The 6,681-nt window shown below is 65.2% G+C and carries 5 protein-coding genes and 1 pseudogene; 3 read left to right on the top strand and 3 right to left on the bottom strand.

Going from position 1 to position 6,681, the window contains the following annotated elements; all coding sequences use genetic code 11:
* The 3 genes from aroA to rpsA form a co-directional block, all read left to right on the top strand.
* The coding region (gene aroA, locus EN993_RS28885; RefSeq protein WP_245468999.1) for a 3-phosphoshikimate 1-carboxyvinyltransferase at positions 1-1,322 on the top strand (1,322 nt) is incomplete at its 5' end.
* Positions 1,323-1,419: 97 nt separating this feature from the next.
* A complete protein-coding gene (cmk, locus tag EN993_RS28880; RefSeq protein WP_127265480.1) occupies positions 1,420-2,070 on the top strand; it encodes a (d)CMP kinase in 651 nt (216 codons plus the stop codon).
* A 208-nt stretch (positions 2,071-2,278) separates the two neighbouring features.
* On the top strand, positions 2,279-3,976 hold the full coding sequence (gene rpsA / locus EN993_RS28875; protein ID WP_023811516.1) for a 30S ribosomal protein S1: 1,698 nt from the start codon (positions 2,279-2,281) through the stop codon (positions 3,974-3,976).
* A gap of 99 nt (positions 3,977-4,075) precedes the next feature.
* On the opposite strand, the gene EN993_RS28870 is transcribed toward rpsA, so the two are convergent.
* The 3 genes and pseudogenes from EN993_RS28870 to EN993_RS38040 form a co-directional block, all read right to left on the bottom strand.
* Positions 4,076-4,783, bottom strand: coding sequence for an SDR family NAD(P)-dependent oxidoreductase (locus EN993_RS28870; RefSeq protein ID WP_127265479.1), 708 nt, complete (start codon positions 4,781-4,783; stop codon positions 4,076-4,078).
* 188 nt (positions 4,784-4,971) lie between these two features.
* Positions 4,972-6,561: a 5-guanidino-2-oxopentanoate decarboxylase gene (locus EN993_RS28865; RefSeq protein ID WP_127265478.1), complete on the bottom strand. Its 1,590-nt coding sequence runs from the start codon at positions 6,559-6,561 to the stop codon at positions 4,972-4,974.
* Positions 6,558-6,681: pseudogene (locus tag EN993_RS38040) on the bottom strand (amidinotransferase); the annotation flags it as partial. The pseudogene EN993_RS38040 and the gene EN993_RS28865, both read right to left, overlap by 4 nt.

Here is a 6,681-nt window from a genome sequence, read left to right as displayed (position 1 = left end):
GCCGATCCCCAGCCCTTTCGGGCACCGCTCGCGTGCCGGGCGACAAGTCGATCTCGCACCGTTCCTTCATGTTCGGCGGCCTCGCCTCCGGCGAGACCCGCATCACCGGCCTGCTCGAAGGCGAGGATGTGATGCGCACGGGTGCGGCCATGGAGGCAATGGGCGCGCATATAGAGAAGCGCGGCGCCGAGTGGGTAATCCGCGGCACCGGCAATGGCGCGCTGCTGCAACCGGAAGGCCCGCTCGATTTCGGCAATGCCGGTACCGGCTCGCGGCTGACCATGGGCCTCGTCGGCACCTATGACATGGAAACGACGTTCATCGGCGACGCCTCGCTGTCGGGCCGGCCGATGGGCCGCGTGCTCGAACCCTTGCGCCAGATGGGCGTGCAGGTGCTGAAGGCGACGCCGGGCGACCGCATGCCGATCACGCTGCATGGACCAAAGCATGCCGCCCCGATCACCTATCGTGTGCCGATGGCCTCGGCACAGGTGAAATCGGCGGTGCTGCTCGCCGGGCTGAACACGCCGGGCATCACCACCGTCATCGAACCTGTCATGACGCGCGACCACACCGAAAAGATGCTGAAGGGCTTCGGCGCCAACCTGTCGGTCGAGACCGACGAGCGCGGCGTGCGCCACATCTTCATCGAGGGACAGGGCAAGCTGACCGGCCAGACGATCGCGGTGCCGGGCGACCCCTCCTCGGCCGGCTTCCCGCTGGTGGCGGCACTGATCGTGCCGGGTTCTGACATTGTCATCGAGAACGTGCTGATGAACCCGACCCGCACCGGCCTGCTTTTGACGCTGCAGGAAATGGGCGGCAAGATCGACATCCTCAACGCGCGCAATGCCGGCGGCGAGGATGTCGCCGATCTGCGCGTGCGTTACTCCGAGCTGAAGGGCGTCACCGTGCCGCCCGAACGGGCGCCGTCGATGATCGATGAGTACCCGGTGCTCGCCGTCGCAGCCAGCTTCGCCGAGGGCGAGACGCTGATGCAGGGGCTGGAAGAACTGCGCGTGAAAGAGTCCGACCGGCTATCGGCCGTCGCCAACGGGCTGAAGCTCAACGGCGTCGACTGCACCGAGGGCGAGGCGTCGCTTGCCGTGCGCGGCAAACCGGGCGGCAAGGGACTTGGCGGTCATCCCAACGGCCAGGACACGACCGTGCAGACCCATCTCGACCACCGCATCGCCATGAGCTTTCTGGTCATGGGGCTGGCGACGGAAAAGCCTGTTACCATCGACGATCAGGCGATGATCGCAACGAGCTTTCCGGAATTCATGGGCCTGATGACGGGGCTGGGCGCTGAGATCGGGTGACAGTCGTGGCAATCGCAGCCCTGGGAAAGTGGCGCCTATCATCTCTCGCTTCGTCATCCTGGAGCGAAGCGACGGCGCGGGGGCCGGTGGCCTGCACATGACACACGTCTTCACCATCGCCATCGACGGCCCGGCAGGCGCCGGCAAGGGCACCCTCGCCCGCCGGCTTGCCGACCATTACCGGCTGAACCTGCTCGACACCGGTCTCACTTATCGTGCCGTGGCCTATGCGCTGATCCAGCACGCGCTGCCGCTCGACAATGTCTCGGCCGCCGAGACCGCTGCCCGCCAGGTCAATCTGGCAAAGCTCGACCGGGCGGTCTTGTCGGCGCATGCGGTCGGCGAGGCTGCCTCGAAGGTCGCCGTGTATCCGACAGTGCGGCGCATCCTCGTCGAAAAACAGCGCGATTTTGCCAAAACGCCGCCCGGTGCGGTGCTCGATGGGCGCGACATCGGCACCGTCGTCTGCCCCGACGCCGACATAAAACTCTATGTGACAGCGAGCGCCGAGGTGCGGGCACGACGGCGGCTGGCCGAGATCGAAAGCATCGGCGGCAGCGCCAATTTCGCCGAGATCCTTGCCGATATCGTGCGCCGCGACGAGCGTGACATGGGCCGTGCGGACTCACCTTTGAAGCCGGCCGCCGACGCGCACTTGCTTGATACCAGCGAAATGGCTATAGAAGCCGCGTTTCTTGCAGCCATGGCGATCATCGACGACGTGCTGGCCAAGAGAGACAAGGCCTGATCCGGGTTTTTCCTCGTGTTTCCGTTGTCGGAGGCGAAGAAAATACCCATATCGGGCACGAACCAGCCTGCCAGCATTCTTCATGCGCCGGAATTGCCGCTTAAAGAGCGGCCCAGGGCTTTTGTAGCCCGGAACGCCGGCAGGCCAACGCAACGCTAACCCACGGCGCCCGTCCCGCTTCTAGATGCGGGGCACTCCAGGAGAAACAATGTCAGCTGCAAATCCCACTCGCGATGATTTCGCGAGCCTGCTCGAAGAATCTTTTACCGCCGGTCACTCTGGCGAAGGCCAAGTCGTCAAGGGCATCATCACCGCCATTGAAAAGGACATGGCCATCATCGACGTCGGCCTCAAGGTCGAAGGCCGCGTGCCGCTGAAGGAATTCGGCGTCAAGGGCAAGGACACCACCCTCAAGGTTGGTGACACCGTCGAAGTCTATGTCGAGCGCATCGAGAACGCGCTTGGCGAAGCGATGCTCAGCCGCGAGAAGGCCCGCCGTGAAGAGAGCTGGGTCCGTCTCGAAGAGAAGTTCACCAAGGGTGAGCGCGTCGAAGGCGTCATCTTCAACCAGGTCAAGGGCGGCTTCACCGTCGACCTCGACGGCGCCGTGGCCTTCCTGCCGCGCAGCCAGGTCGATATCCGCCCGATCCGCGACGTCTCCCCGCTGATGCACAACCCGCAGCCCTTCGAGATCCTCAAGATGGATCGCCGCCGCGGCAACATCGTGGTGTCGCGCCGTACCGTGCTCGAGGAGAGCCGCGCCGAACAGCGTTCGGAAATCGTGCAAAACCTCGAAGAAGGCCAGGTTGTCGAAGGCGTCGTCAAGAACATCACCGATTACGGTGCGTTCGTCGACCTCGGCGGCATCGACGGCCTGCTGCATGTCACCGACATGGCATGGCGCCGCGTCAACCATCCGACCGAAATCCTCAACATCGGTCAGACGGTCAAGGTGCAGATCATCCGCATCAACCAGGAAACCCACCGCATCTCGCTCGGCATGAAGCAGCTCGAGAGCGATCCGTGGTCCGAGATCGGCACCAAGTTCCCGATCGGCAAGAAGATCAAGGGTACCGTCACCAACATCACCGACTACGGCGCGTTCGTCGAGCTGGAGCCGGGCATCGAGGGTCTCATCCACGTTTCGGAAATGTCGTGGACGAAGAAGAACGTGCATCCCGGCAAGATCCTGTCGACGACCCAGGAAGTCGACGTGGTGGTGCTCGAGGTCGATCCGGCCAAGCGCCGCATCTCGCTCGGCCTCAAGCAGACGCTCGAGAATCCGTGGCAGGCTTTCGCCTCGAGCCATCCGGTCGGCAGCCAGGTCGAGGGCGAGGTCAAGAACAAGACCGAGTTCGGCCTGTTCATCGGCCTCGAAGGCGACGTGGACGGCATGGTGCACCTTTCCGACCTCGACTGGACCCGTCCGGGCGAGCAGGTCATCGAAGAGTACAATCGCGGCGACATGGTCAAGGCGCAGGTGCTCGACGTCGACATCGACAAGGAGCGCATCTCGCTCGGCATCAAGCAGCTGGCCAAGGATACGGTCGGCGAAGCGGCGACTTCAGGCGAACTGCGCAAGAACGCGGTCGTCACCTGCGAAGTCATCGGCGTCAAGGATGGCGGTCTGGAAGTGCGGCTGGTCGACAGCGGCATCGAGACCTTCATCAAGCGCTCCGATCTGAGCCGTGACCGCGACGAGCAGCGCCCCGAGCGCTTCACCGTCGGCCAGAAGGTTGACGCCCGCGTCATCGCCTTCGACAAGAAGACCCGCAAGCTGCAGGTCTCGATCAAGGCGCTGGAAATCGCCGAAGAGAAGGAAGCGGTCGCTCAGTACGGCTCGACCGACTCCGGCGCTTCGCTGGGCGACATCCTGGGCGCCGCGCTGAAGAAGCAGGGCAGCTAAGCCCTTCGCACCGCGAAGCCCTTCGCATAGGCTCGAAAACAAAACCCCGCCGGAGCGATCCGGCGGGGTTTTTCTTTGACCGACGTAAAAGTTGGAAGGTTACGCCCTGCCGTAAAGCGGCACCAGCGTGCCGCTCATCGCCTGGTTGGCCGGCGAGGCAAGGTAGGCGATGGCCTCGGCGGCAGCTTCGAGGCTGACCCATCTGGTGGCATCGGCATCCGGCATATCGGCGCGGTTTGCCGGGGTGTCGAGCGTCGACGGCGCCACGGCATTGACCAGGATGCCCTTGTGCTTCAGCTCCTCGGCCATCGCCACCGTCATCGCCGCCACCGCGGCCTTGCTGGCGGCATAGGCGACCATGCCGGCGCCGCGCCGCGGATCGAGCCCGGCGCGCGCCGTAACGTTGACGATGCGGCCCGCGATGTCCGACGACAGCATCGAGCGGATCGCGGCGCGGCAGCACAGGAAGGCGGTGCGCGCATTGGTGTCCATCATCTCGGCAAAGGAGGCCGACTCGATCTTTTCCACCGGTGCGGCGGTGAAGCCGCCGGCCAGGTGGATCGAGCCCCAGAGGCCTGGAACCTGACTGTAGAACGCCTCGACCTTGGCGGGGTCCGAGAGATCGACATTGTGCACCAGCTGGACACGATCATGCGTAGTGAAGGGGAAATGCGTAGGGGCGGCGGCATGGGCATTGGGCACATGGCAGATTGCGCCGTCACTCAGCAGTTTGCCGACAACCGCACCGCCGAGCGCACCGGTTCCGCCGGTCACGACGATATGCTTGCCTTCAAGTGTTTCCGTCATCTTGGACGCTCCTGTCATTTTTTTATCGTTAGGTCGTTTCTATGCCACGCCGACGCGAAGCGTCGCGCCTTTCGCGCCATCACTCAATTGAAATCTCGACATGGCAGTTGTCGCGTCTTTGCATGCGTCCGCCCACCGGTCGGCCATAGGTCATGCCAGCCGGGACGGGAAGCACGCGCCACCGATGTTCAGTCAACCGCGATTTCGATGACGCGCGGCAGTCCGGTGGCCCGCGCGCGTTTCAGCGCGCCCGCCAGAGCGTCGATATCGGCAAGCCGCTCGGCGCCGATGCCATAGGCCTCGGCCAGCTTGCAGAAATCCGGCGGCGCCGGCGACACGCCGACGGGCTCGACGCCGACATCGAGCATCGAGGTTTCGATCTCGCGGTAGCCGCGATTGTTCCAGACGACGAAGATGACCGGCGCTGCGGCATCGAGCGCGGCGCCCAGTTCCGGCAGCGTGAACTGGAAGCCGCCGTCGCCGGTCAGGCAGACAACCGGCGCATCGGGCACCGCAAGGGCAGCGCCGATCGCCGCCGGCGGGCCATAGCCGAGTGCGCCGAAGCCGGTGGCGGCATTGAACCAGCCGCCTGGCCGGTCATGGTCATAATAGAGGTTGGCGGCATAGATCGGCTGCGTCGAATCGCCGACAATGAGCGCGCCCGGCAAGGCGTCGCGGATCATCTCGACCGCGCGCACCTGCGCCTGCAGGGTCGGATTGAGCTCCGCAAAGGCTGCTTTTCGTGTAGCAGCGGCGCGCGACGAACCGCCCTCGCTTGTCGGGACATGGCCAGTTTCCAGAAGCAGCGCTTCGAGCGCCTCGGCGCAATCGGCCTGGATCGAAACCGTCGCCGGGCGGCGGGCAAGCTGGTCGGCGCCGATATCGATGCGGATCAGATTGGCGGGCAGGACGAAGCCGCCATCGCTGTAGCCGTCATAATCGGTCGGGCCGAATTCGGTGCCGGCGCCAATCACCAGGTCGGCGTCGGCCATCAGCGCCCGCACCGCCTTCAGGCTGGGACTGGCCGGCACGCAAAGCGGATGCCCATGCAGCAGGCCACGCGCATTGGCGGTCTGGACGACCGGTGCTCCCAGCCGTTCGGCCAGACGCCGCAATGGCGCCTCGGCGCGTTTGGCGCCGCCGCCGACCAGGATCAGCGGGCGGCGCGCAGCAGTGATGAGTTTGGCAGCGCTGGCAATTGCAGCACCTTCCGACGCGGGTGGCGTCACATTGCTCAGCATGGCAGCGATGCCATCCGCCGGCTTGACCATGACGTCGGTCGGGATTTCGATATGCACCGGGCCGGGCCGGGCCGATGAAAACAGGGCGAAGGCCTGCGCCAGGGCACCGGACAATTCGCTGGCCTCGGTGACGCGCTGCGAAGACAGCGCCACCTTCTCCATCATGCCGCGCTGGTCGGGCAGTTCATGCAGAAAACCCAGCCCCTTGCCCAGCGTCGGCATGGCGTTGACGCCTGAGATCACCAGCATCGGCACCGAATCGGCGCGTGCCTGTCCCATGGCGGTGATGGTGTTGGTCAGCCCCGGCCCGGTGATGACGAAGGCGACACCCGGCCTGCCGCTGGCGCGCGCATAGCCGTCGGCCATGAAGCCGGCGCCCTGTTCATGACGCGGCGTGACATGGCGGATCTTGGAGCGCGCCAGCCCGCGGTAGAGTTCGACCGTATGCACGCCGGGAATGCCGAAGACCGTGTCGACGCCATGGGCTTCGAGCAGCGAAATGAGCGCCTCGCCGACGGTGGTCCCAGTGGTGGTCATTGGCGCAGCACCGGGCGCGTCAGGCAGGTCGGGCCGCCTTCGCAGGCGATGCAGAGCGCATCCGCCTCGAAGGTGGAAACCACGCAGCCAGCCGCCTGCATGGCGGCCGCTGTCCTGGGA

The sequence above is a fragment of the Mesorhizobium sp. M7D.F.Ca.US.004.01.2.1 genome (genome assembly GCF_003997785.1).
Classification (GTDB): Bacteria; Pseudomonadota; Alphaproteobacteria; order Rhizobiales; family Rhizobiaceae; genus Mesorhizobium; species Mesorhizobium loti.
The sequence above is the reverse complement of the archived record's forward strand: the minus strand, read 5'-3'. Positions and strand labels throughout refer to the sequence as shown.

Excerpts from the sequence above, each read along its gene's own strand:
- cmk (WP_127265480.1), top strand. The coding sequence starts at position 1,420 with ATGACACACGTCTTCACCATCGCCATCGACGGCCCGGCAGGCGCCGGC.
- rpsA (WP_023811516.1), top strand. The coding sequence starts at position 2,279 with ATGTCAGCTGCAAATCCCACTCGCGATGATTTCGCGAGCCTGCTCGAA.
- EN993_RS28870 (WP_127265479.1), bottom strand. The coding sequence starts at position 4,783 with ATGACGGAAACACTTGAAGGCAAGCATATCGTCGTGACCGGCGGAACC.
- EN993_RS28865 (WP_127265478.1), bottom strand. The coding sequence starts at position 6,561 with ATGACCACCACTGGGACCACCGTCGGCGAGGCGCTCATTTCGCTGCTC.